This window comes from Pseudomonas rubra, assembly GCF_028656935.1.
GTDB classification, from domain to species: domain Bacteria; phylum Pseudomonadota; class Gammaproteobacteria; order Pseudomonadales; family Pseudomonadaceae; genus Aquipseudomonas; species Aquipseudomonas rubra.
Genome location: NZ_JAMDGZ010000048.1, coordinates 165031 through 189661 on the forward strand (window position 1 = coordinate 165031; position 24631 = coordinate 189661).

Genomic DNA, 24631 nt, shown 5'->3' on the forward strand with positions numbered 1-24631 from the left:
TCAGGCTTCCGTGCCAAGTTGCTGAAATGCGGAGAATGGAATCGGGTCGATCGGGAAGCGCGGCCGCAGCCAGCCGACGTCGGCACGCCCGGTGGCCTCGCGCAGACGGTCGCTACAATAGCCGACGCACATACGCCCCTGACAGTCGCCCATGCTCACCCGGGTGCGCATCTTCAGCCCTGCCATGTCTTCGACGCCCTGCTCCAGGGCGCGATCGATATCGCTGCGTGTCACATGTTCGCAGCGGCAGATCACCGTGTCCGGCTGCGGCAGGTCGATCTGCTTGGTACCGCGGTGAGTGTAACGTTCTACACCCGCGCGAAAACGCTTGATCGCCGCCAACTGACCGAGGTATTTCTCGCGCAATTCAATGGCCTGTTCAGCGTTGAGCACTTCACGTTGCAGCAGGATCGAAACCGCCGCGATGCGCCCGGTGAGCATCGCCGCTTCGCCACCGCGGATGCCGCCCATGTCTCCCGCCAGGTGAATATGTGCCTGGCTGCTTTGCTGCCAGACGTTACTTTCCGGGCGCAGGTAGCCGTCTTCGTTGAAGCCGTGGTCCAGGCCCAGTTGCTGGCTGAGTTGCGTACGCGGAATGAAGCCGTAGCCCACCGCCAGGGTTTGCGCCGGTTCGCGTTGCGCGCGGCTCAGGTCCGGTTGCCAGTCATCGTCGTAGGGCGCCAGGGTCACCTCAGCCAGTTCGCCTTCGCCTTTGGCTTCGACAACACCCCAGCCGTAATACATGGGGATGCCATTGAGCTTCATGTAGCCGAGCATGCTCAGGCCATCGAGGAACAGCTGCGGCTTGTTCATCAGCGCCAGGCTTTCCCGAGCAATCTTGCTGAACGGGCACGCCTCATAGACACCGGCCACTTTCGCCCCGGCCGCGTGCAGTTGGCAGGCCACCAGGGGCAGCAACGGCCCGGTGCCGGCAATCACGGTGCTGCCCAGCGGCTTGACCACACCACTTTTGATCTGCAGTTGCAGGCCGCCGAGGAGCATGACACCCGGCAGTGTCCAGCCGGCGAAAGGTACGTTGCGTTCGTGGCAACCGGCCGACAGCAGCAGGTGGGAATAGTCGATTTCGTGCAGGGTTTCTTCGGCATCAAGCACCATCAAGCGCTGCTCGTCACCGCCCACCACACGGCTGTTCAGGCGTAGGTCAATGCGATCGGCGCAGGCGGCAAAATCCTTGTGCAGTTTTTTCAGCGCCTTGCTGTAGCGAGCGCCCAGGTACCCGAGGTCGACGCCGCTGCGCAGCGGCCCGCGAAACACCACACCACCGGGGCGCGAGGCTTCATCGAAAAGCAGGCTGGAAACACCGTGGTTGGCCAGCTCGATCGCCGCCGCCATACCCGCCGAACCACCACCGACAATCACTGGACGCAGGCTCATGGCGCCTCCTGCCCGGCAAAACGGTTGGTCCCGGTTTCGACCTGCATGCCCGGTTGCACCACGGTCTGGCAGGCGCGGCGCTTGGGCCGGCCGTTGATCGACACCAGGCAGCAATGGCACACGCCCATGCCGCAGAAAGCGCCGGTCAGTTGGCCGTGGTCATTACGCGCCACCTGGCGCAGGCCCACGGCATTGAGCACGCTGAGCACGGTTTCACCGGCGGCGACATCCACTGCCTGGCCGTTGAGTTCGATGGTCATGTCCGCCCGCGACAGGGGCTGGATATCTAGCTTTCGCTCCAGAGTCTGCATAGCTTTTCGTCCGTGAAAAAGAAACATGGACTGCGCACACTAAGCCAAGCGTGCACTTGAACTATTGATCCAAGCCAGCTAATGGGTCTGCTTGCCAGACAAACCGACAAAAACACAAAGCCCCCGGCAGGGGTTGCATAGATAGTTGACGTGGAAGCAATTGGCGCTGCTACGGCTATAGTGCTTTCTGCTCAGGATCGAGGTGCTGCACGGCAGCGTTTTGCTAACCGGCTCACAATTTGCAGCCTCAGGCTGCCTCTTTGGTCTGAGGCTGAAGTAACCTGGCCTAGGGCGGGCAACCGCCTCTGCCTTGAAAGGGCCGCGAGCTTGCGGTCGAGTAATACAGCGACACACCGGTCGACCTGGGACGGGCGATCCAACAACAAAAACAAGAGAAGTCATCGACATGGATGTGAGATGCAATCAGCTCAAGACGCTGACGGGCACCCTGTGCCTGGCGTTCGCCACCGGGCTGCCGCTGTCGGCTGCAGCGGCCTATCAGGAGACTGGCCGCACGGGCGACCCCGCCAGCTGGCAGTCGGCCGAATACCAGCAGGACTGGGGCCTTGCGCGCATGCAGGCGAACCAGGCCTATGCCGCCGGGATCACCGGCGCCGGGGTCAGCATTGGCGCCCTGGACTCGGGTTTCGATGCCGCCCATCCAGAGGCCAGCCCCGGACGTTTTCACGCAGTTACCGCCACTGGCCAGTACCTGGACGGCACCGCGTTCAGTGTGTCCGGTGTGCTCAATGGCGCCAACGACGCCCATGGCACCCATGTCACCGGCACCATGGGCGCGGCCCGTGATGGCGTTGGCATGCAGGGCGTAGCCTTCAATGCCCAGGTGTACGTGGGCAACACCAACAAAAACGACAAGTTCCTGTTCGGTACCGACCCCGATCCGCGGTATTTCAAGGCGGTCTACGATGCCATGGTGGATGCTGGGGCTCGGGCCATCAACAACAGCTGGGGCAGCCAGCCCAAGGGTGTCAGCTACCAGACCCTGGGCGACTTGCGCGCCGCCTACGCCCAGCATTTCCAGCAGGACACCTGGCTCGACGCCGCTGGCGACGTGGCGCGTCGTGGCGTGATCAACGTGTTCAGCGCCGGCAACAGCGGTTATGCCAATGCCAGCGTGCGCTCGGCGCTGCCGTACTTCCAACCGGAGCTGGAAGGCCACTGGCTGGCGGTGTCGGGCCTGGACAAGAACAACCAGCAGAAATACAACCAGTGCGGCATCGCCAAGTACTGGTGCCTGGCGACCCCGGGTGCGGCGATCACCAGTACCGTGCCCGGTGGCGGCTACGCCACCTACAACGGCACCTCGATGGCCGCGCCCCATGCCACCGGGGCCTTGGCTCTGGTCATGGAGCGTTATCCCTACCTGAACAACCAGCAGGCCCTGCAGGTGCTGCTGACCACCTCGCGCCAGCTCGATGGCTCGCCGACCCAGGGGCCCAGCGAACGGGTGGGCTGGGGCGTCCCGGACCTGGGCCGGGCGTTGCACGGCCCTGGGCAGTTACTGGGTGAGTTCGACGTCAACCTGGGGCGCGGTCAGGGCGATACCTGGAGCAACGGCATCTCCGATCAGGCCCTGGCGCAGCGTCAGGCCGAGGACGCCGCGGAACACCAAACCTGGCAGCAGACCCGCAAGGATCGCGGCTGGGAGAATGGCCTGGCACCGGGAGCCAGCCAGCAGGATCGCAGCGACTATGCGCTGGGCATGGCCCGGGACGCGGCTGCCGCGCAGCGGGTCTACCAGGGCAGTCTGGTCAAGTCCGGGGCCGGTTGGCTGGTGCTCACGGGTGACAGCAGCTACCGCGGCCCGACCCGGATCAATGGCGGGTTGCTGGTGGTCAACGGCAACCTGCAATCGGCGGTGGCGATCAACGCAGGCGGTACCCTGGGCGGCAACGGCCGGATCGGTGCCCTGACCGCCAGCGCCGGGGGTGTGGTGGCCCCGGGTAACTCTATCGGTACCTTGAATGTCGCCGGCAACCTGGACTTGCAGCCGGGCTCGACCTATCGGGTGGAGCTGTCGCCCACGGCCAGCGACCAACTCGTCGTTGGCGGCCTGGCCAGTGTCAGTGGCGCCAATCTCAGCCTGGAGCCTCAGGCTCAGCCGAACCTGTTGGCCGGTGGCCCGGTATCCAGCCTGGTGGGACGCCAGTTCGACATCCTGCAGGCTGCGGGTGGCGTCAATGGGCGCTTCGCCCAGGTCCAGCCCAGCTACCTGTTTCTGGGGACCGTACTCGATTATTCGGCCAACGGCGTGCAGCTGGATGTGACGCGCAGCGCCACGACGTTCGCCAGTGTCGGTACCACGGCCAACCAGCGCTCCAGCGGCGACGCCGTGGAGCGGCTGGGACCGGGCAATCCCGTGTATGAAAGCCTGCTGCTCTTGACCTCGGTGGACCAGGCCCGGGACGGCCTGGGGCAGCTGTCCGGGGAGATTTACCCGGCACTGGACTCGATGCTGCTCAGCCAGGGCTCGGTCTTGCGCGATGCCTTGGGCGAGCGTTTGCAAGGTCCTGCACTGACTGCCAACGCGCCCGGAACGAGCGCGAGTGAGCCTGGTTCGACCCAGCTCTGGCTCAAGGGCCTGGGCAGTTGGGGACGGATCGAGGGCGTGCAGGGCAGCGAGTCCTATACCAGTTCCCTGGGCGGCATGCTGCTGGGCCTGGATCGTGACCTTGACGAGCAGACCCGGGCCGGCCTGGCCGCAGGCTACAGCGACAGCTCCCTGGGCATGGGTGGCAGCCACTCCCGAGCCACGGTCGACAGCTACCACCTGGGCGCCTACGCCCGCCACGACCTGGACCAGCTGCGCTTGAGCCTGGGCGGCAGCTACAGCTGGCACCGTGCCGAGGTCCGGCGCGACTTGGCCTATGGCGAGGTGTCCGGCCGCCAGCGCGCACGGGTTGATGCCCGCAGCCAACAGCTGTTTGCCGAGGCCGCCTATCGCCTGCCTTTGTCGGCGCTGCAGTTGGAGCCCTTCGCCAACCTGACCTACCAGCACCTGGACCGCGATGCCTTCCATGAAAAGGGCGACGCCGCGGCGCTGCAGGCTGGCGACGAGCAGCGTGATGCCTGGCTCAGCACCCTGGGCCTGCGTGGGCGCCAGCAATGGCAACTGAGCCCGCAGCAGGACCTGCAACTGGCGGCGAGCCTGGGCTGGCAGCACCGCCTGAGCGGGACCCAGGATCGCGAGCACCTGGCCTTTACCGGTAGCAACCTGCCGTTCCGGGTGGAGACTGCGCCGGCCTTGCGCGATGCCGCGCTAGTAGGGCTCCAGGCTCGGGTGGGGCTGACCCGCGACCTGGACCTGAGCCTGGACTACCAAGGGCGCCTGGCCAGCCGTGAGCAACAGCATGGCGCGGGCCTCAACCTGCAATGGCGTTTCTGAAGCGCTGTGGCGCGGATGGGGCCAAGGGCTCGCCGGCCAGGCGTTGCAATACGGAGTTTGACCAACGCAGTTTTTTATCAACGCAGCTAAGGAAGGTTGTAGTGAAGCAAGTCAAAAAGGATGACAGCGCGCTTGGGCAGGGCTGTGCCCTGGCCCCTCTGGGTCGGATATTGGTGGGCTGGGCGGCGCTAATGGGCACGGCCCAGGCCGCGCCCTACGTGGAGAGTGGCCGGTTGGGCGACGCCAGCAGTTGGCGCAGCAGTGAATTCAAGGCCGATTGGGGGCTGGGGGCTATCCACGCCGACAGCGCCTATGCCGCCGGTTACAGCGGCAAGGGGGTCAAGCTTGGGATCTTCGACCAGCCGGTGTACGCCCCGCACCCCGAGTTCGCCGGCAAGGACAAGATAGTGACCCTGGTCACCAGCGGCATTCGCCAGTACACCGACCCCTACATCCCGGTGAAAGCCGGTGATGCCTTCCGCTACGACGGTAGTCCTTCGGTGGGCTCGGACGGCAAGCTCGGCTCCCATGGCACCCACGTCGGCGGGATCGCCGCCGGCAACCGTGACGGCGTGCAGATGCATGGCGTGGCCTTCGCTGCGCAGATCATCAGCGCCGACAATGGCGACCCCGGCCCCGAGGATGGCATCGTCCTGGGCAACGATGGCGCGGTGTACAAGGCCGGCTGGGACAGCCTGGTGACCAGCGGCGCGCGGATCATCAACAACAGCTGGGGCATCGGCATCACCGATCGTTTCGCCAAGGGCGGTCGCAACCCGGACTTCGCGCATTTCACCGTGGACGATGCCCGGGCACAGTTCGCACAGATCCAGCCGCTGCTGGGCACCTTGCCCGGTGGCGCCTATGACGGCGCCATCGCCGCCGCCCGCAGCGGGGTCCTGACGATCTTCGCCGCCGGCAACGACTACAACCTGAACAACCCCGATGCGATTGCCGGGCTGGGCTATTTCGTCCCGGAGATCGCCCCCAACTGGCTAACCGTGGCGGCGTTGCAGCAGAACCCCGACACCAGCAGCGCCAACCCGTACCTGATCAGCACGTTCTCTTCGCGCTGCGGCTATACCGCAAGCTTCTGCGTATCGGCCCCCGGCACCCGGATCTACAGTGCGGTGATTGGCGGCACCAGCCTGGCAGACCTGACCCAGGGCTACGCCAACAAGAACGGTACGTCCATGGCCGCACCCCATGCCGCCGGTGCGGCGGCGGTGCTGATGGAGCGCTTCCCCTACATGAGCGGCGCACAGATCGCAAGCGTGCTGCGCACCACCGCCACCGACGTCGGCGCACCTGGCATCGATGCCTTGTACGGCTGGGGCATGATCAACCTGGACAAGGGTATCCGTGGCCCAGGCATGTTGGTCACCGAACAGGACATTCCCGAGGAGTACCGCATCGCCGGTGGCTACGGCGCGAGCCAGTTCGTAGCCGATCTGCCGGGTATCGGCGCCCTGGTGGATGCCGGCAAGCCGACCCAGCGGCGCTGCAACGACCTGAGCTGCATGCTGGACCTGTGGAGCAACGATATCTCTGGCCATGGCGGCCTGACCAAGCTGGGCATCGGCACCTTGGTGCTCACCGGTAACAACACCTACTCCGGCCCGACCCTGGTCAACCAGGGACGGCTGGCGGTCGATGGTTCGCTGCAATCGGCGGTGACGGTCAATGCCGGCGGCGTGCTGGGCGGCAATGGCCGGATCGGCGCGCTGGTGGCCAACGCCGGCGGCGTGGTGGCGCCAGGCAACTCCATCGGCACCTTGCACGTGAGTTCCGACGTGACCTTCCAGCCAGGTTCGACCTATGCCGTGGAGGTGGATACCACTGGCAGCGACCGCCTGGTCAGCGATGGCAAGGCTTCCCTGGGCGGTGCGAACCTGGCCCTGGATCTGCAGAACCCCGGGGTTTCGCTGCAGTCCCAGCAGACAACGAGCCTGGTGGGGCGTCAGTTCGACATCCTGGATGCTGCGGGCGGCGTGCAGGGCGGTTTCGCCACTGTGCAGTCCAACTCACTGTTCCTCGGGGGTGGCTTGGCCTATACCGGCAGCGGGGTGCGGTTGGCGGTGCAGCGTAACGCCACTTCCTTCTCCAGTGTTGGCCTGACCGCCAACCAGCGTTCGGTGGCCGCAGCCGCCGATCTGCTCGGCGCAGGCAACCCGGTCTACGAGAGCCTGCTGTGGTCGGCCGATGCTGGCAGCGCCCAGCAGGCTTTCGATCAACTGTCCGGGGAAATCCACCCGGCGGTGGGCAACCTGTTGATCAACGACAGCCGCCAGTTGCGCGACGCCGTCGGCGAGCGTACCCGCCAGCAAGGTATCGCCGCCGCGCCGGCCGTGGAAGGCCAGGGCAACGGCCTGTGGGTCAAGGCCCTGGGGGCCTGGGGCAAGGCTGACGGTGATTCCGGTCGGGCGCGCTATAGCAGTTCCATTGGCGGCATGTTGCTGGGGGTCGACGGGCAGATGAGCGAGGACACCCGTATCGGGGTCTTCACCGGCTACAGCGACAGTTCGCTGAGCATGGGCGATGGTCGTCATTCCTCGGCCAGTGTCGATAGCTACCATCTGGGTGCTTATGTCGGCAAGGAACTGGAGCAGATGCGCCTGAGCCTGGGCGGCAGCCACAGCTGGCACCGGATCGAGACCAAGCGCGAGTTGCAGTACAACGAGGTCAGCGATCGCCAGAAGAGCAAGCGCGATGCCCAGAGCACGCAGGTGTTCGGCGAGGCGGCATGGAAGGTCGCACTGCCGAGCATGGCGCTGGAGCCGTTCGCCAACCTGGCCTATGTGCATATAGCCAGCGACAGCTTCAAGGAACATGGCGGCGCTGCTGCGCTCAAGGGTGGGCAGGATAACCGCGATGCCTGGCTCTCGACCCTGGGCATGCGCGCCGGCAAGCAACTGCAATTGTCCAGCGGCCAGGCGGTGGAGCTTTCCGCCACCCTGGGCTGGCAGCACAACCTGAGCTCCACCGGGGCCGACCAGCACCTGGCCTTCGCTGGCCAGGGCGACACCTACAACGTCCAGGCGCTGTCTCTGGATCGTGATGCGGCGGTGGTCGGTGCACGGGCGGGGATCGCCCTGGGTCGCCAGGCCCGGGTCAACCTGGACTACAACGGGCTGCTGGGGAGTCGCGACAAGAGCCACGGGGTCGGTCTGACCCTGGATTGGGCGTTCTAAGGCCCCACTAAGGACCAGAGGCATCGCAGGAGACGGTGGGATAGACCTCACCGGCTCTGGATTTTGAGAATTAAAACTGTCGCAGCCACAAAGTCGGCAAAACGGATTGCACAGGTCAATTAAGGCCGCCCCCGAACAGGAGGGCGGCCCGTGCCTCATGGTATTTTCTGGTCGATTCCGGCTTGCAGCAACTGGCTGTCACTGTGGCCGCCTAAACGCAGCGGGCCAACGTTGAACAACTGGTCCTTTTGGGTGGCTTCGTCCTGGTTGCGGGTCAGTTCCTTGATGCTGCCCGTGATCTGGGTGAGCTGCGACGTGGACAGGTTGAGCCCGACATTCGCGCGATAGTCCGAACCGGCCAGAGCCGTGCTCGTTACCTTGGAACCGCCCAATTCGACGCGACCCTCGCTGGCACCGATGCGGGCACCGGTGAGCTGGGTTTCGCCGCCGACCTGCAGATTGATTCCCTGCTGAGCGTTGATCCCTGAGGCCTGTTCCACGCGGTTCTTGCTCTCGTGGCTGACGTTCAGGTTCAAGCTGGGGGTATAGGAGGTGGTGCCGCTCTTGTCGCCGAACAGCACCTCTTCAGCGGTGTTGGCCACCTTGCTGCCGGTGGTGGTGTTCTCGCTGACCGAGTAGCTGTCGCTGGTTTTCGGCCAGAAACGCTCTTTCAGGCTGGAGAAGCTATTGCCCACGGCGTCGGCTTTGTCGGCCAGGTAGTTCTTGGTCTTGTCCATGCCGCTGCCAAAAGCGCCACGTGGTTCAGGGTTGACGTCGTAGCTGCCGCTGCGGCTGAGTTTCTCCCCCAGGCGCTCCTTGGCGTCGCTGGCCTTGGCGACCAGGCTGTCCTTGGCCGAGCCGAGTTTGTCGACGCCCGTGTCGACTGCGTTTTCCAGCTTCTCGCGATTTGACTGGAAAGCTTCCTCTGCCTTGGCTTGCAAGGTGTCCTCAAGAGGACCTGTCGCGCCGGTTATCTTGTTCACCAGCCCAGGCTGATTTTTCTCCACCTCCAGTTTGGCGTCGAAATTGACCTGGGTGCTGTTCAGATGGTCTTGACGACTCAGGACCTTCAGATCGCCAATGATGGCTCCGTTGACCTGTTGTGCATCGATGCGTGCACCAGCCAGATAGACGTCGTCGGCGCTATTAAGGGTGACCTGATTGGCCTTGATTACGCTGTTATGCTGAGTGACACCTTGAGTGAAGTCGACGTCGACTTTGGCAGAGGCGTTGGTTCCAAGGTCGACCTTCGGCGAGTCATGTGCGAGTGCATCGGCCATGGTGGTTTTGCCGAGTTTGATACCGCCACCCAGGTCTACGCCCCAGTTGGAGTGTGACTGTGTGGACTGCGCTGACTCTTGGTAGATGCCTCCTTGAGTGGCTGTCAGCGTTACCTCAGGCGCCTCAATCTGCGTGCCTTGAAGGTGAATCGCATTGTCGCCTTTCGCGTTGCTCTTCAGCAGAACTTGACCGTTGCTGTACAGCGTTGAGCCGTGTTGGGTCTGGTCATTTTCTGCGCCCTGGCCAATGTTGAAATTGGCGCTGAAGTTGACGTTTTTGCTACTGCTCTCTTCGCCGCTGGTTTTACCGCCACCAGCCGTGAAGCCACCACCCAGGTTGCTGGCATTGCTACTGTGAGTATCGACAGCGGCCTGCAGGTCAAGCTTGCCACCGGCATTCAGACTGATATCGCCGGTGGGGTGTTCGGCATTGCCGATCTGGGTACCTTGTAATGTCAGATTACTGATACTGGTGAGCTCGACCGGTCCTTGGCCCTGGATGCTAGCGATCCGCGCCTGAGTGTCCTGTTGATTGTTGGCCTTGTGGTCCAATTGCAGACTGGCGCCCAGATTGAAGTCCTTTTCGTTGGCGCCCGGCTTGAGGCCAAAACTCAATGAGGCGTTCCCAGTCACGCTGGACTCACTGCTACTCTTACGGTCGTTGGCTTGCTCCAGTGCCAGTTCACCGCCGGTCTTGATGCTTACGCCACCCAGTTTCCCGTCGAACTGACTGCCTTCGAAGCGCCCGTCGCCTTTGAGATCAATGTTGACCCCCTGGCTGCCGGCATAGCTGCCCACTTGGGCTGTTTCGGTGCTGCTGGTTACGTTACTACTGCCGCCAGCACCGCTGCCGCGGATACTCACGTCGTTGAGGGTGTTGGTATAAACCCGCACACCGACGGTGGCGTCCACGCTCTGCTCGCTGCGGTGCTGGGTATTGCTGGTCGCGCTGGCTTGCAGGCTACGTGCACTTATCTTCAGAGCGCCATCTGTTGCTTGGTACTGGGTGCCTTGATCGCTCATCTGGCCAGTTGCATTAACTTCTACCTGGCTGCCGCTGAGTTGGCTGACTACTGCTGTGTTGCTACTTTCGTTGAGTTGACGGTTCTGGTGACCGATGTCGATATCGAGACCAGCGTTGGGTTGCTCCAGATCATCGAATGAGCTGAGTTCATCGAAATTGCCCTGGGCTATGTCTTGAATGGCTTTCGCTACAGGCTTGGTGAGCCCTTTATATTCAACGTTGGCGCCGACATCCACTCTCCAGTTGTTCTCCTTGTGGTCGCTGGTTTCGCTGTTGCGGGCGGCTTTGTTGTCGATTTCGGTGGCGTTGACCAGCAGTGTGCCTTGGGCCTTAACTTTTGCACCTTCAGTGCTAAGGCGGTTGTCGGCGTTGATGGTCAGGTTGCCCTTTGCCTCAATATTGCTGGTTTGCGCAGTGCTTTTACTGCTGCTGTCCTGAGTCTTGTTGTGGGCAACTTCGATACCGTTGCCAGCACGCTCGATGCCGCCTGTGTAATAGAAACCGCCGCCAGTGGTAGTGGTGTCGCTGTGCTTCTCTTGTGTGTGGTCCGAAGCCAGCAGTTGGACATTTTTCCCGCTCAGGTTAGCTGCACCAGCCGTAGCCTTCAGGGCGCTGCTTTCAATACGCAGATCCTCGTCTGCCTTGACCGTCAGGGTGCCGCCGGTGAGGCTGGAGGCCTGTTGCTGAGTACGGGTGGTGCTCTCGTTTTGCTGCTTATCCTGGTAGTGAACGCCGGCTCGGTACTGGTCGGTATCCGCTGCGTTTTCCTTGGCGTAGGTCTCTAAGCCGCGGACTTGTGTGCTGGTGCTGTTGTGCTGGGTGTTTTCGCCAGCCACGACCTTGACAGTGCCCTTGGCGCTTACCTTTAGATCGCCCTGCGCGGTGACCTGGGAGCCGCTAACGTTCAGGTCCTCTGCACTCTTCAGTGTGAGGTTGCTGTCCGAGCGCAGTTGGCTGCTGACGGTAGTCTTGTCCTTGTGCTGCTGATGGCTTTCGTCTTTGGCGATGCCAAAGAACTTACTGTCATTGCTGTTGCTGTTGCTGTGAGACGTGTCCTGCAAGCCATCGATGGTCAGTGAGCCCTGTTCGCTGATGACGCTGGCCTCGGTACCGCCCCGTGCCTGGCTGCCGCTGATGCGCACGCTGGCGGCGCGCACGATCAGCTTGCCGTCGGCATTGACCTTGCTGCCCTGGTTCTCGGTTTTGCCCTGGTCGCCGTCGGCGTTCTTGCCGAAAAAGCCACCGCCCACAAGGTCGCCGGAGTAGCTCTGGTTGTTCTGGCTCAGCTGGCGGCTGGCGCTGTTGATGTCCACATCCTGGGCGGCAAGTGTGATGTCACCCTGGCTGTGCAGTTCAGCGCCCTGCAGTTGCAGTTTCTGCTTGCTGGTCAGATCCAACTGCTTGTCGCCCTGGAGCTGGCTGGCGACAGTGCGTTGCTCACTGCTGGCGCTGTCCCAGTTTTCTTTCCACAGGTGCTTGCGATGCTTGCCTTGGTCGCTCTGGGTGTGGGTTTCGGTGGCCGCGGTCAGGCTCAAGTCGCCCTTGCTGTCGGCGCTCAGGCGGTTATGTGCTTTGACATTGCTGCCCTGGATTTCAGTCTCGGCGCCGGAGTTCAGTACGGCGTCGTTTTGGGCTACTACTTTGGTGCCGTGTTGGCGGCTGTCGCTGTCGGACTCGGTACGGTCGTAGGTTTCCCAGGTGATGCCGATGGTGCTGTTGTCCCACTGCTCGCGTTTTTCCTGGAGCTTGCGGCTTTCGATAGCGCTCAGGGTCAGGTTGCGCCCGGCATCAAGCTTGACGTTGCGGCCGCTGACGTCGGTGGCGGCCAGGGTCAGGTCCTTGGCGCCGTGGAGTTCGATATCGCCCTGACTGCGGACTCCGGCGCGCGTGGCGTCGAGGCTGTTGGCCACGGCCTCGCCGCGGATGTCCAGATCACCGGCGGAGCTCAGCTTGACTCCGTCGCGGCCGTCCACCTGGACGGCGCCGACGCGCACCCCGGCGCCTTCAGCGGTGCTGACGATATTGATCCGCCCAGCCTGCATGGCGCCGAACAGACTGGCGTCAATGCGTTGCTCCTGGGTGAGGCTGCTCGGATCGACACTCAGGACCTTGCCAGTGGGGTAGTCCAGCTGGTTACGGCCGACGGTCACATTCAACTGGTCGAGAGCCGTGAGCTCGCCCTTGCTGTCGATGCGTGGTGCGATCAGGTTGATCGAGCCTTCGGCATTGCGTAGACCGCCTCCGTGGATATCTAACTGGCCCCGGGTGTCCTGAGTGTTGAGACCCTGCAGTTTGCCGTCCTGGAGTTCCGGGCGACCGACCACCAGGCTGGCGTTGGGGGTGTTGATGAAGCTGCCGCCATTGACCGAGATGCCGTTGGGGTTGGCCAGCACGAAATCGGCGGCGCGGCCGAAGATTTCCTGGGCGCCATTGAGTTGTGAGGCGTTGCGGCTGATTACTTCGTTGAGAATCACGCTGGCCGCCTGGCCGTGGAGTTGCTGGTTGGCCGCCAGTTGCCCGGCCAGTTGCGACTGCCCGGCCTGCAGGGCGTTGTTCAGGACCACGCCTTGTTGCCCGACGTTGTAGTCGAGGAACTGGTTGTGGGACAGGCCACCGGTATTAGGCGCGACAATGTTGACGATGGGTACGCCGCCCTGGTTTTGCAGGATCGGGATGCCACCGGGGCCTTCGACCACGGTGATGCCGTCGGCCACGGCCAGAGGCAGATGGGACGCTAGCAGCAGGCTGGCGATGGTCCAGCGTAATGTGCCCTGGGGTGAAAGGTTGAATCTATAAGTGTTGTCAGACATGTGAATCTCGTTCTGAGTGGTTAAGCCTGGCATTGCTCTATCGGGTGCAGAACTTAATGGCGCTCAGGTTCGTCGTTGGTTTCAGGCTAATCAGTGGTGGTTTAAATTTGCAAGCTGAACCTGGCCAGCCAGACTTCCGGCTCCGTGCGAAAGCCCTGCGGGGTGGTGAGGCTGCGTTGGTAATCCAGGTCGACCTGGAGTTTTTTCCACGCCAGGTTGAGGCCCAGGCTGGCACCGTCGAGATGGCGGCTCTGGGCGCCGTGCTCGGCCTTGATCCAGCCGTTGTCCAGGCCCAGGCGTGGGGTGATCTTGACCGGCAGGTCGCTGTTCAGGGGCAGGCGCAGGGTGTTGCGCCAGACCCCGCCGATGGCGCCGGAGGCACTGTTTACGCGGTAGCCGCGGACCGCCGAATCGTCGGTGCCCAACAGTTGCTCGATAGCCGGCAACGGGTCCGGGCTGTATTGCAGGGACAACTGGCTCTGCCACTGCCAGCGCTGTGCGCCCCACTGGCCATTGCGCCACTGGCTCAGACCTGCGCGGTACTTGCGAAATTGCGCCTGGGGCAGGTTGCGCTGCACCTGCTGCGAATCACGGTCGGCACCGAACCAGGTCAGGCCCTGGGCGTAATTGACATCCAGGTTCCATACCGCGCTGTTGAGCCAGAACAGGTTGAGCCCGGCCTCGGCCACGGTCAGGGTCGGGCTCTGGATCTGCAGGTGGGCTTTTTGCAGGTAGCTGTCGACGTCCTTGTAAGCCAGTTGCAGGCTGGCGCTGAGCTGGTGGCTCTGGTCGCGCCACAGCACCCGGTCGGCGCGGCCGCTGACCATGTCGGTGCGGCCGCTGTTGTACAGAGTGGTGCGGGCCAGCTTGAGCGGGGCGCGGTATTCGGCGTGGCTGGCGAACAGGCTGTAGGTCCAGTAACCGTAGGGCACCGAGTAGAACAGGCTGCTGCTGCGGCTGTAGCGCGGGCCGTGGTTGAGGGTATCGCTGTAGTTCAGGTTCAGCGCGTCGTTGATGTGCAACGGGCTGTCCAGATTGAGGTTGATCGACTGCCGGTCGCGGCCGGTGCCGGCGCTGCCGAGGTTATCCACTCCCAGCCCGAGGCCCCAGCGCCCGGCGCTGCTGCGCGAACGCAGGATGATCCGCGAGGCACCGGGCTGGCTGCCTGGGGCGATGTCGGCGGTCAGGTCCAGGGAGCGCAGGCGGTTCAGTTGATCCAGGCCCTGCTCAAGGTCTCGCAGGTTCAGGGGCTTGCCGAGCATGCCCGGGAAAGCCCCGCCCAAGGAGACTGGCAGACTCTGGTCGGCCAGTTCGACGGCTTCGACGTAGCCTTCTTCCACCAGGATATCCAGGCTGTGGCCGGCAGCCGGGGTGCTGGCCAGGTAGGGGCGGCTGGCGATGTAGCCGGCCTCGACATAGAGACGGGTGATGGCTGCCAGCAGCTGGTTGATCTGATTGACCCCCATGCACGGTGCCACGTACGGCTTGATGTAGTCATTTATCCGGGTCTTGGCGAACAGACTGACGCCACCGATGCGGGTGCCGCTCAGGGGCCAGCAGCGGCTGTCGCTGGCGGTCTGTTTCGGCAGGGTGGGCGTGGCCGGGGTGCTGCTGAAGCTGCCGCGCTGCATCTGCCGCTGGCGCTGCTCCAGTTGCAACTGCTGCACGTCTCGTTGTTGCTGTTGTTGCAAACGTAGGGTCTCTTGGCCGGAAAGGAAGCCGTCGGCATGCGCTGGCGCGATATGCAACAGGCCCAGTAATGACCCGAGGCATAAAGTACGGACGCTGGAGAAAAAGGGGTGTTCAGTGCGTAATGAATGGTGCACTTGGCATCCTTATGGTTAACAGGACTCAATGCGTATAGATGATCTACGAAAGGCGGGATCGACTAGTGATTATGGCGTTAGTGCCGTTCTATGAGCATTGAGACTCACCGGTATAGTATCGAGTAACTGGGCTTAAATTTACGAAATGCAAACTTCTGACTTAGTGCCGTAGCAACCAATATCATTTAGGGGTGGCAAACGAACTGGACTCGTCGAGGGATAGACGTTAAAGCGAAGGTTAAAATTAGTTAGCCGGTTGGTTTTGATAGAGCAAAAACCTGAGGGGAAAATCTGATGCTTACGTAGAGCCTAGATGTGTTGTAACCACTACGAATGCAATAACCCCAAGGAGTGTAACACAGCGATGTAGTGGTCAACTAATCCCGGACACTGCGTTAAGTTTTCCCTCTGCAACAGCGGGCGGCAGCCCGCCATTGAATTGATGTGGCCTTTGCCAGTGAAGCACTCATGTAGCCCACGGACGGTAGCCTTGGTCGAGCGCCAGGCTAGCGGCTTCACGCTTGAATTCTGGGGTAAAGGTACGACGTTGCTTGGTCATCAGACACCTCTCTATGGCGAGCATTCTCGCCTAAATGGGTGTCCGGTTTCATTAGACCACTACAAAGCAGAGTTGCGGCCGGCGCAACTGGAGGAAGGAAGATCGCGCTGACGAAGGGAGCCAGTGGCGGCCCCCTTCGTCAGCGACAGTTTTAATTACGGATCGACAGATTTAATTCGCAAAAACCAAAGGATCTGACAGCAACTATCGTTACTCGACAGTCACCGATTTCGCCAGATTACGCGGCTGGTCGACGTCGGTGCCCTTGAGCACGGCAACGTAGTACGACAGCAACTGCAGCGGAATGGTGTAGAGGATCGGTGCCAGAGCATCAATGATGTGCGGCACGGCGATCACGTGGGTACCTTCACCATTGCTCATGCCAGCCTGCTCGTCGGCGAAGACGATCAGCTCGCCGCCACGGGCACGGACTTCCTGCAGGTTGGACTTGAGCTTCTCCAGCAGTTCGTTGTTCGGCGCCACGGTGACCACTGGCATGTCGCTGTCGACCAGGGCCAGCGGGCCGTGCTTGAGCTCACCGGCTGGGTAGGCTTCAGCGTGGATGTAGGAGATCTCTTTAAGCTTCAGAGCACCTTCCATCGCGACCGGGAACTGCGCGCCGCGCCCCAGGAACAGGGTGTGGTGCTTGTCGGCGAACAACTCGGCGGTCTTCTCGACGATGGCATCCATGGCCAGGGCTTCGCCCAGGCGGGTTGGCAGGCGACGCAGTTCCTCGACCAGCTCGGCCTCGACACCGACGGCCAAGGTGCCACGCACCTGACCCAGGGACAGGGTCAGCAGCATCAGCGATACCAGCTGGGTGGTGAAGGCCTTGGTCGAGGCGACGCCGATTTCCGGGCCAGCCTGGGTCAGCAGGGTCAGGTCCGACTCGCGCACCAGCGAGCTGATGCCGACGTTGCAGATCGCCAGGCTACCGAGGAAGCCCAGTTCCTTGGCGTTACGCAGTGCGGCCAGGGTGTCGGCGGTTTCACCGGACTGGGAGATCGAGACGAACAGGGTATCAGGCTGCACCACCACCTTGCGGTAGCGGAACTCGCTGGCGACTTCGACCTGGCAAGGAATACCGGCCAGGCTTTCCAGCCAGTAACGGGCAACCATGCCGGCGTGGTAGCTGGTACCGCAGGCAACGATCTGCACGTTGCGTACCTTGGCGAACAGCCCGGCAGCTTGCGGGCCAAAGGCCTGAACCATGACGTGGTCTTTGCCCAGGCGACCTTCCAGGGTGCGTTGCACCACGGTTGGCTGCTCGTGGATTTCCTTGAGCATGAAGTGGCGGTAGGCGCCCTTGTCAGCGGCTTCGGCACCTTCGTGGTACTGCACGGTTTCACGCTGGACAGCAGTGCCGACGACGTCCCAGATGGTCACCTGGTCGCGGCGGATTTCGGCGATATCGCCCTCTTCCAGGTACATGAAGCGGTCGGTGACCTGGCGCAGGGCCAACTGGTCGGAGGCCAGGAAGTTCTCGCCGTGGCCCAGACCGATCACCAGCGGGCTGCCGCTGCGGGCGGCCAGCAAGCGGTCAGGCTGCTTCGCGCTGATCACGGCCAGGCCATAGGCACCATGCAGTTGCTTGACCGTGGCCTTGAGCGCATCAGCCAAGTCAGGCACGGACTTGAGGGTGTGCGCCAGCAGGTGAACGATCACCTCGGTATCGGTCTCGGAGCTGAAGACGTAACCCAGGCCCTTGAGCTGTTCGCGCAGCGCTTCGTGGTTCTCGATGATGCCGTTGTGCACCACCGCCAGTTCATGGCCGGAGAAATGCGGGTGAGCGTTATGCTCGGTTGGCGCGCCATGGGTGGCCCAACGGGTGTGGGCGATACCCAGGTTGCCGGCCAGCGGTTCAGCGGCAACGGCAGCTTCAAGTTCGCTGACCTTGCCGATGCGGCGGCGGCGTTCGAGGTTGCCCTGCTGGGTAAAGACGGCCAGACCTGCGCTGTCGTAGCCGCGGTACTCGAGGCGCTTGAGGCCTTCGATCAGAATGGTTGTGATGTTACGTTCGGCGACGGCACCAACGATTCCACACATTAGTTATGCTCCTGGGTGATAGCGGCGCAAATCACGTTGATGCCGCGGGCTTCAATCTGTTCGCGTGCCTCAGTGGGCAGGCGTTCATCAGTAATAAGGGTGTTGACGCTGCCCCAAGGCAGTTCAAGGTTGGGGATCTTGCGCCCGACCTTGTCGGACTCGACCATGACGATCACTTCGCGGGCGACTTCAGCCATCACCCGGCTCAGGCCCAGCAGTTCGTTGAACGTGGTGGTGCCGCGCGCCAGGTCGATGCCATCGGCGCCAATGAACAGTTGGTCGAAGTCGTATGAGCGTAGTACCTGCTCGGCCACCTGGCCCTGGAAGGACTCCGAATGCGGGTCCCAGGTGCCACCTGTCATCAACAGCACCGGTTCGTGTTCCAACTCGCTGAGGGCGCGGGCCACGTTCAAGGAGTTGGTCATCACCACCAGACCTGGTTGATGACCAAGCTGCGGGATCATCGCGGCAGTCGTGCTGCCACTGTCAATGATGATCCGTGCGTGTTCGCGGATGCGACCCACGGCGGCTTTGGCGATCGCCTGCTTGTACAGGGAAACCGGCTGGCCCTGATCGGTAAACAGCTCCTGCGGCAGGGTCACTGCACCACCATAGCGGCGCAACAACAGCCCGTTGGCTTCGAGGGCAGCCAGGTCCTTGCGGATGGTAACTTCCGACGTTTCGAAACGCTTGGCCAGGGCATCGACGCTCACCTCACCCTGCTCATTGAGCAAAGCCAGGATGTTATGACGTCGTTGGGGAGTGTTACGTTTCGACATGGCGTCTTTAAGTTTCGTTTCGAAAGATAATGACGCCAATCAAAACCTATAGCGGCCGATGCGTCAAGGGTGCTCGGAAAAAATCCTTCTGTGAATAACGTTCCCCATGACAGCGGTTTATCCACACAACGAAAAAAGGCCGACTTATACACAATCCAGTCGGCCTTTCTGTTCAGCTGTGGGTAACTCAGCTCTTCTTGATCTTCTCTGGCCGCTTCCAGCCATCGATGTTGCGCTGACGCGCCCGACCAACCGCCAGTTGTGCCGCTTCAACATTCTGGGTGATGGTCGAACCCGCTGCAGTGGTAGCCCCATCAAGGATATCCACAGGCGCGACCAGAGAGTTGTTCGAGCCGATGAACACATCCGCGCCGAGCACCGTCTTGAACTTGTTGGCGCCGTCGTAATTGCAGGTGATGGTGCCGGCACCGATGTTGGTACGCGCACCTACCTCGGCATCGCCCAGGTAGGTCAGGTGACCGGCCTTGGCGCCTTCACCCAGATGGGCGTTCTTGAGCTCGACAAAGTTACCCACATGGGCGCGCGCCTCGAGCACACTGCCTGGACGCAGGCGGGCAAACGGGCCGGCATCGCTGCCTTCGCCCATGATCGCGCCTTCCAGGTGGCTGTTGGCCTTGACCACCACGCCTTTGCGCAAGGTGCTGTTCTTGATCACGCAGTTCGGGCCGATGACCACGTCGTCTTCGATTACCACGCGTCCTTCGAGAATCACGTTGATATCGATCAGCACATCGCGACCAACGGTTACGTCACCACGCACGTCGAAGCGCGCCGGGTCTCGCAGGGTCACACCCTGGGCCATCAGGCGACGGCCTTCACGCAGTTGATAGTGGCGCTCAAGCTCAGCCAGCTGGCGACGATCGTTGGCGCCCTGCACTTCCATCGGGTCCAGCGGCTGTTCGGTGGCGACCACCAGGCCATCGGCCACAGCCATGGCGATGACGTCGGTAAGGTAGTACTCACCCTGGGCATTGTTGTTCGACAGGCGCCCCAACCAGTCTGCCAGGCGTGCGCCCGGGACAGCGAGAATGCCGGTGTTGCCTTCCTGGATGGCTTTCTGCGCGTCGCTGGCATCCTTGTGCTCGACGATCGCCGTCACCTGGCCCTGGCCATCGCGAACGATGCGGCCGTAACCGGTCGGGTCATCCAGAGTCACGGTCAGCAGGCCGAGCTGCTGTGGCGTGACCTTGGCGAGCAAACGCTTGAGGGTATCGACTTCGATCAGTGGGACGTCGCCGTAGAGGATAAGCACGGTTTCGGCGCTCAGCGCCGGCAGGGCCTGGGCTACGGCATGGCCGGTACCCAGTTGCTTGTCCTGCAGGACGAAGTTCAGGTCATCGGCAGCCAGTCGCTCACGAACCAACTCCGCACCGTGCCCGATCACCACATGGATGCCCAGCGGCTGAAGCTGGCGGGCGCTGTGGATAACATGACCGAGCATGGAGTCGCCGGCGACCGGATGCAGTACCTTGGGCAGCGCCGAGCGCATGCGGGTACCTTGGCCGGCGGCGAGAATAACGATATCGAGAGACATTGACTGGCTACCAATCCTGAACGGTCAGCGCTGTGACCAAAAGAAGAAATTCGGAAAAAGAAAAAGGGTAGCCGAGGCTACCCTTTAACTCAATCGCAACAGAAGCAACCGGCGAGTGCCAGATTACTTGCCTTTGCGCATTTGCTGGACGGTACGCAGCTGGGCTGCGGCCTCGGCCAGACGTGCGGCAGCGGCGCCGTAATCGAACTCCGCGCCTTTTTCGTTCAGGGCGTTCTCAGCAGCCTTGAGGGCATCCTGAGCCTGAGCTTCGTCCAGGTCAGCAGCACGTTGCACGGTATCGGCAAGCACCTTGACCATGTTCGGCTGGACCTCGAGGAAACCACCAGAGATGTAGAACACCTCTTGGGCGCCACCCTGCTTGGTCAGCGTGATCGGACCTGGCTTCAGATTAGTGATCAGCGGCGCGTGGCCTGGAGCGATACCAAGATCACCCAGGTTACCGTGCGCAACCACCATCTCGACCAGACCGGAGAAGATTTCTCCTTCCGCGCTGACGATATCGCAATGGACTGTCATAGCCATCTGCTTGCCTCAACCTGATTAGCGCCCCTTGCGGGGCGCCGGGATTACAGTTTCTTGGCTTTCTCGACGGCTTCTTCGATGCTGCCGACCATGTAGAACGCTTGTTCTGGCAGGTGGTCGTAGTCACCTTTGAGGATGCCGCTGAAGCCTGCAATGGTGTCTTTCAGGGAAACGTATTTGCCTGGAGAACCGGTGAAGACTTCGGCCACGAAGAACGGCTGGGACAAGAAGCGCTGAATCTTACGAGCGCGGGATACCAGCTGCTTGTCGGTTTCGGACAGTTCGTCCATACCCAGAATAGCAATGATGTCCTTCAGCTCTTTGTAGCGCTGCAGTACGTACTGAACGCCACGCGCGGTGTCGTAGTGCTCGTTGCCGATCACGTTCGGATCCAGCTGGCGCGAAGTCGAGTCCAGTGGATCGACCGCTGGGTAGATACCCAGGGAAGCGATGTCACGGGACAGTACGACGGTGGCGTCCAAGTGGGCGAAGGTGGTCGCTGGCGACGGGTCGGTCAGGTCGTCCGCAGGTACGTATACGGCCTGGATCGAGGTGATCGAACCTTCCTTGGTCGAAGTGATACGCTCTTGCAGAACGCCCATCTCTTCAGCCAGGGTCGGCTGGTAACCTACTGCCGAAGGCATACGGCCCAGCAGTGCGGATACTTCGGTACCGGCCAGGGTATAACGATAGATGTTGTCGACGAACAGCAGAACGTCGTTACCTTCGTCACGGAACTTCTCAGCCATGGTCAGGCCGGTCAGCGCTACGCGCAGACGGTTTCCTGGTGGCTCGTTCATTTGACCGTATACCAGAGCAACCTTGTCCAGTACGTTGGAATCCTTCATCTCGTGGTAGAAGTCGTTACCCTCACGAGTACGCTCACCCACACCGGCGAACACGGAATAACCGCTGTGCTCGATGGCGATGTTACGGATCAGTTCCATCATGTTTACGGTTTTGCCTACACCGGCACCACCGAACAGACCAACTTTACCACCCTTGGCGAACGGGCAAACCAGGTCGATAACCTTGATGCCGGTTTCCAGCAGGTCGTTGCCGCCTGCCTGGTCAGCGAAGGAAGGCGCGTCGCGGTGGATACCCCAGCGCTCTTCTTCACCGATCGGGCCAGCTTCGTCGATCGGGTTGCCCAGTACGTCCATGATCCGGCCCAGGGTCGCTTTACCGACTGGAACGGAGATGGCTGCGCCGGTATCTGCAACGTCCAGACCGCGCTTCAAGCCTTCGGTCGAGCCCATCGCAATGGTACGAACCACGCCGTCGCCCAGCTGCTGCTGAACTTCCAGGGTGGTTTCCGCGCCTTGTACTTTCAGCGCGTTGTAAACACTCGGAACGCTGTCACGTGGGAATTCCACGTCGATGACGGCGCCGATGATTTGAACGATACGTCCGCTACTCATAGCTGGATCCTCTGAATATTTGAACCGTTAAACCGCGGCAGCGCCGCCGACGATTTCCGAGATCTCTTGGGTGATCGCAGCCTGACGCGCCTTGTTGTAGATCAGCTGCAATTCGCTGATCAAATCACCGGCGTTGTCGGTGGCGTTCTTCATCGCGATCATCCGGGCAGCTTGTTCAGCTGCGTTGTTCTCGACCACCGCCTGGTAGACCTGCGACTCCACGTAACGCACCATCAAGCCGTCCAGCAGCTCTTTGGCGTCAGGTTCGTAGAGGTAGTCCCAGTGGTGCTTGAGTTCTTGATCCGGGGTTGCAACCAACGGAATCAACTGCTCGACCGTTGGGGCTTGCGTCATGGTATTGACGAACTTGTTCGATACCACGGACAGACGGTCGATACGACCATCCAGGTAAGCGTCCAGCATGACCTTGACGCTGCCGATCAGATCATTGATCGACGGCTCTTCGCCCAGGTGGCTGATCGCGGCAACGACGTTACCGCCGAAGCTGCGGAAAAACGCCGCACCCTTGCTGCCAACCACGCAAAGATCGATCTCGATACCTTGCTCGCGGTTGACCGCCATGTCCTTGACCAGGGCCTTGAACAGGTTGGTGTTCAAGCCACCGCACAGACCACGGTCACTGCTCACGACAACATAACCGACGCGCTTTACTTCGCGTTCGATCATGAAGGGGTGGCGGTATTCCGGGTTGGCGTTGGCCAGATGACCGATAACCTGGCGGATACGCTCCGCATAAGGACGGCTAGCAGCCATGCGCATTTGTGCCTTGCGCATTTTACTGACCGCCACTTTTTCCATGGCGCTGGTAATTTTTTGCGTGCTTTTGATGCTCGCAATCTTACTGCGAATCTCTTTTGCGCCTGCCATGTAACACCTATCAGGTTAGCAAGCGGGGGCCGCAAAGCCCCCGCTGCGGCTTACCAGGTTTGGGTGGCCTTGAACTTCTCGATACCGGCTTTGATGCCAGCGTCGATTTCGTCGTTGAAGTCACCCTTCACGTTGATCTTCGCCATCAGTTCGGCGTGATCACGGTTGAAGTAAGCAATCAGCGCTTGTTCGAAGCTGCCGATCTTGGGGATTTCAACGTCGGTCAGGAACCCACGCTCAGCGGCATACAGCGACAGCGCCATGTCCGCGATGGACATTGGAGCGTATTGCTTCTGCTTCATCAGCTCGGTAACACGTTGACCGTGCTCGAGTTGCTTGCGGGTGGCTTCGTCCAGGTCAGAAGCGAACTGGGCGAATGCCGCCAGTTCACGGTACTGAGCCAGAGCAGTACGGATACCACCGGAAAGCTTCTTGATGATCTTGGTCTGAGCGGCACCACCCACACGCGATACCGAAACACCGGCGTTAACTGCAGGGCGGATGCCCGAGTTGAACATGGCCGATTCCAGGAAGATCTGACCGTCGGTGATGGAAATCACGTTGGTCGGAACGAACGCGGAAACGTCGCCAGCCTGAGTTTCGATGATCGGCAGTGCGGTCAGCGAACCGGTCTTGCCAGTTACAGCACCGTTGGTGAACTTCTCGACGTACTCTTCGGAAACGCGCGATGCACGCTCCAGCAGACGGGAGTGGAGATAGAACACGTCGCCTGGGTACGCTTCACGTCCTGGTGGACGGCGCAGCAGCAGGGAGATCTGACGGTAGGCAACGGCCTGCTTGGACAGGTCATCGTATACGATCAGCGCGTCTTCACCGCGGTCACGGAAGAACTCGCCCATGGTGCAACCGGCATATGGCGCCAGGAATTGCAGTGCGGCGGATTCCGAAGCACTGGCAACCACCACGATGGTGTTGGCCAGGGCGCCGTTTTCTTCCAGCTTGCGAACGATGTTGGCAACGGTGGAACGCTTCTGGCCGACAGCAACATAAACACAGAAAATACCGGAGTCTTTCTGGTTGATGATGGCGTCGATGGCCATGGCGGTCTTACCGATCTGACGGTCACCGATGATCAGCTCGCGCTGACCACGGCCGACCGGGATCATGGCGTCGACAGATTTGTAGCCAGTCTGTACAGGCTGGTCTACCGACTTACGCCAGATCACGCCCGGAGCAACTTTCTCGACCGCGTCGGTCTCGGTGTTGCCCAGTGGGCCTTTGCCGTCGATTGGGTTGCCCAGTGCGTCGACAACGCGACCCAGCAGTTCCTTACCAACAGGAACTTCGAGGATGCGGCCGGTGCACTTGGCGCTCATGCCTTCAGCGAGGGTGTCGTAGGCGCCCAGTACTACCGCACCAACGGAGTCTTGCTCCAGGTTGAGGGCCATACCGAACACGCCACCTGGAAACTCGATCATTTCGCCGTACATAACGTCGGCCAGACCGTGAATCCGCACGATACCGTCAGAAACGCTGACGACAGTACCCTCGTTGCGGGCTTGGGAGGTCACGTCGAGTTTCTCGATGCGACCCTTGATGATTTCACTAATTTCGGAAGGATTGAGTTGCTGCATTG

Annotated in this window: 13 protein-coding genes; 2 read left to right on the top strand and 11 right to left on the bottom strand. The window is 61.6% G+C overall.

Features of this window, described 5'->3' with window-relative positions; all coding sequences use genetic code 11:
• Together hcnB and hcnA are read right to left on the bottom strand one after the other, a co-directional pair.
• Positions 1-1395, bottom strand: coding sequence for a cyanide-forming glycine dehydrogenase subunit HcnB (hcnB, locus tag M5G17_RS21315; RefSeq protein ID WP_273894866.1), 1395 nt, complete (start codon positions 1393-1395; stop codon positions 1-3).
• Complete coding sequence (hcnA, locus tag M5G17_RS21320; RefSeq protein WP_273894867.1) at positions 1392-1706, bottom strand: cyanide-forming glycine dehydrogenase subunit HcnA; 315 nt, start codon at positions 1704-1706, stop codon at positions 1392-1394. The genes hcnB and hcnA overlap by 4 nt, the downstream gene beginning before the upstream one ends.
• A gap of 406 nt (positions 1707-2112) precedes the next feature.
• Between hcnA and eprS the strand changes: the two genes are divergently transcribed.
• Complete coding sequence (gene eprS, locus M5G17_RS21325; protein ID WP_273894868.1) at positions 2113-5112, top strand: autotransporter serine peptidase EprS; 3000 nt, start codon at positions 2113-2115, stop codon at positions 5110-5112.
• 191 nt (positions 5113-5303) lie between these two features.
• Complete coding sequence (locus M5G17_RS21330; protein WP_273894919.1) at positions 5304-8303, top strand: autotransporter domain-containing protein; 3000 nt, start codon at positions 5304-5306, stop codon at positions 8301-8303.
• A 155-nt stretch (positions 8304-8458) separates the two neighbouring features.
• Here M5G17_RS21330 and M5G17_RS21335 read toward each other — a convergent pair whose 3' ends face one another.
• The 9 genes from M5G17_RS21335 to atpA form a co-directional block, all read right to left on the bottom strand.
• Positions 8459-13417, bottom strand: coding sequence for a hemagglutinin repeat-containing protein (locus M5G17_RS21335; protein ID WP_273894869.1), 4959 nt, complete (start codon positions 13415-13417; stop codon positions 8459-8461).
• Between the two features lie 101 nt (positions 13418-13518).
• Entirely contained in the window at positions 13519-15243 is a 1725-nt protein-coding gene (locus M5G17_RS21340) for a ShlB/FhaC/HecB family hemolysin secretion/activation protein (protein ID WP_420793386.1), read from the bottom strand.
• A 769-nt stretch (positions 15244-16012) separates the two neighbouring features.
• On the bottom strand, positions 16013-17848 hold the full coding sequence (glmS, locus tag M5G17_RS21350) for a glutamine--fructose-6-phosphate transaminase (isomerizing) (protein WP_273894872.1): 1836 nt from the start codon (positions 17846-17848) through the stop codon (positions 16013-16015).
• Entirely contained in the window at positions 17848-18627 is a 780-nt protein-coding gene (locus tag M5G17_RS21355; RefSeq protein ID WP_273894873.1) for a DeoR/GlpR family DNA-binding transcription regulator, read from the bottom strand. The genes glmS and M5G17_RS21355 overlap by 1 nt, the downstream gene beginning before the upstream one ends.
• A 187-nt stretch (positions 18628-18814) precedes the next feature.
• Entirely contained in the window at positions 18815-20182 is a 1368-nt protein-coding gene (gene glmU / locus M5G17_RS21360; protein ID WP_273894874.1) for a bifunctional UDP-N-acetylglucosamine diphosphorylase/glucosamine-1-phosphate N-acetyltransferase GlmU, read from the bottom strand.
• A 123-nt stretch (positions 20183-20305) separates the two neighbouring features.
• Positions 20306-20725 carry a F0F1 ATP synthase subunit epsilon gene (locus M5G17_RS21365; RefSeq protein ID WP_028942548.1) on the bottom strand — a complete coding sequence of 140 codons (420 nt, stop codon included), beginning with the start codon at positions 20723-20725 and terminating at the stop codon, positions 20306-20308.
• 44 nt (positions 20726-20769) lie between these two features.
• The gene (gene atpD / locus M5G17_RS21370; RefSeq protein WP_130262132.1) at positions 20770-22146 is read right to left on the bottom strand and encodes a F0F1 ATP synthase subunit beta; all 1377 of its coding nucleotides are present in this window, start codon (positions 22144-22146) and stop codon (positions 20770-20772) included.
• Positions 22147-22173: 27 nt separating this feature from the next.
• Positions 22174-23034, bottom strand: coding sequence for a F0F1 ATP synthase subunit gamma (gene atpG, locus M5G17_RS21375; RefSeq protein ID WP_038997915.1), 861 nt, complete (start codon positions 23032-23034; stop codon positions 22174-22176).
• 50 nt (positions 23035-23084) lie between these two features.
• Positions 23085-24629: a F0F1 ATP synthase subunit alpha gene (atpA, locus tag M5G17_RS21380; protein ID WP_273894875.1), complete on the bottom strand. Its 1545-nt coding sequence runs from the start codon at positions 24627-24629 to the stop codon at positions 23085-23087.
• Positions 24630-24631 lie beyond the last annotated feature (2 nt).

What these genes read in the sequence shown, in the direction of transcription:
- M5G17_RS21330 (WP_273894919.1), top strand. Translation starts at nt 5,304, where the DNA reads ATGGGCACGGCCCAGGCCGCGCCCTACGTGGAGAGTGGCCGGTTGGGC.
- eprS (WP_273894868.1), top strand. Translation starts at nt 2,113, where the DNA reads ATGGATGTGAGATGCAATCAGCTCAAGACGCTGACGGGCACCCTGTGC.
- hcnB (WP_273894866.1), bottom strand. Translation starts at nt 1,395, where the DNA reads ATGAGCCTGCGTCCAGTGATTGTCGGTGGTGGTTCGGCGGGTATGGCG.
- atpA (WP_273894875.1), bottom strand. Translation starts at nt 24,629, where the DNA reads ATGCAGCAACTCAATCCTTCCGAAATTAGTGAAATCATCAAGGGTCGC.
- M5G17_RS21335 (WP_273894869.1), bottom strand. Translation starts at nt 13,417, where the DNA reads ATGTCTGACAACACTTATAGATTCAACCTTTCACCCCAGGGCACATTA.
- hcnA (WP_273894867.1), bottom strand. Translation starts at nt 1,706, where the DNA reads ATGCAGACTCTGGAGCGAAAGCTAGATATCCAGCCCCTGTCGCGGGCG.
- M5G17_RS21365 (WP_028942548.1), bottom strand. Translation starts at nt 20,725, where the DNA reads ATGGCTATGACAGTCCATTGCGATATCGTCAGCGCGGAAGGAGAAATC.
- glmS (WP_273894872.1), bottom strand. Translation starts at nt 17,848, where the DNA reads ATGTGTGGAATCGTTGGTGCCGTCGCCGAACGTAACATCACAACCATT.
- atpG (WP_038997915.1), bottom strand. Translation starts at nt 23,034, where the DNA reads ATGGCAGGCGCAAAAGAGATTCGCAGTAAGATTGCGAGCATCAAAAGC.
- atpD (WP_130262132.1), bottom strand. Translation starts at nt 22,146, where the DNA reads ATGAGTAGCGGACGTATCGTTCAAATCATCGGCGCCGTCATCGACGTG.
- glmU (WP_273894874.1), bottom strand. Translation starts at nt 20,182, where the DNA reads ATGTCTCTCGATATCGTTATTCTCGCCGCCGGCCAAGGTACCCGCATG.
- M5G17_RS21355 (WP_273894873.1), bottom strand. Translation starts at nt 18,627, where the DNA reads ATGTCGAAACGTAACACTCCCCAACGACGTCATAACATCCTGGCTTTG.